Genomic DNA, 1,195 nt, shown 5'->3' with positions numbered 1-1,195 from the left:
GGGGTCTTGGCCGGGTTCAGCGGGTCGGTTTCGAGGGCCAGCGTCTGGATTGTCACGCTTTGCCCGCCGGCAACCGGGGTGGTCGCCCCGGCGGCATCAACAGCCTTCACCTTCACGGCATAAGTCTTCGCCGCCACGTAGGCATGAGAAACCACCGTTCCGCTCGGGCCGGTCACGGTTTGATCGACGGTGCCGTTGCCGTCCCAGTCGATCTGGAACTTGTAAACGGCGTTGGCCGCCGCGTTCGTCTCGGCGGCGGTCAGCGCGAATTCCAGCGGCTGGCCGGGGACGCCGACCGTCGGGCCGGTCAGTCCGGCGGTCAGGGTGACGACCACCGCGGGCACCGTGGCGGCCACGCCGACGTGGTTCTTGTCGGTGACGGTCACGGTCTGGTTGCCGATGGTCTTCAGGGTCGCGGTGAACGTGTGGATTCCCTTGTCGGCCGCCTTGAAGACATAATCGGCCGGGAGAACCGCCTGGCCGTCGCTGCTGGTGAAATGCACGGTGCCGAGGTAGCTTGTCACACGGTTCCCGAAGGCATCCAACGCGGCGACGGTGATGGTCCGGGCCGTGCCCGCCAGTCCCGGCTTTTCGAGGCCGGAGACCGCGAAGGAAACCGCCGCTCCCGCCGTCACGGTCACGGCGGCGCTGATTCCCTTCAAATTCGGATGGTTCACCCCGGTGGCGGTGATGGTCTGCTTGCCCGCCGTGTCCAGGGTGACTTGGAACGTCTTCGAGCCGTGGTCGCCCGGCAGGAAGGTGTAATCGACCGGCAAACCGGCGGCGAGGTCCGTGCTGGTCAGATGAACCGTGCCGGTGAAGGCGTCGTCAGCCACTCCCTTGGGCGTCAGCGCCTTCACGGTGACACTCACCATTCCCCCGGCCGTGACGGACACGGGGGAGACGGTCACGCCAAAGTGATTCGTCAGCGGGGCGACCGGCAACCCGGCCAGCGTGCCGGTGATCACGCCGGAACTGACGCTCACATCCCAAACGCCGTCCGTCTTCAGCGTCACCGGGAAGGTGTGAACCCCCTTGTCGGCCGCCTTGAAGGTGTAATCCGCCGGGACCACGCCGGACAGATCAGTCGTCGTGAAATGAACCGTTCCGGTGAAGTTCGGCAGATGGTTGCCGAAGGCGTCCACGGCCGCCACCGTGACCGGCCGGGGCATCCCGGAGACCGGCGGTTTCGGCG

At 66.7% G+C, this 1,195-nt stretch carries 1 protein-coding gene; it reads right to left on the bottom strand.

Annotated elements, in window-relative coordinates:
- Positions 1–1,195 (bottom strand): PKD domain-containing protein (locus BGIM_RS66180; protein ID WP_193789057.1); only part of this gene is annotated, 1,195 nt, incomplete at both ends.

Origin of the sequence: Zavarzinella formosa DSM 19928, assembly GCF_000255705.1 — a bacterium.
GTDB lineage: Bacteria > Planctomycetota > Planctomycetia > Gemmatales > Gemmataceae > Zavarzinella > Zavarzinella formosa.
This window is presented reverse-complemented; position numbering and strand designations above follow the sequence as displayed.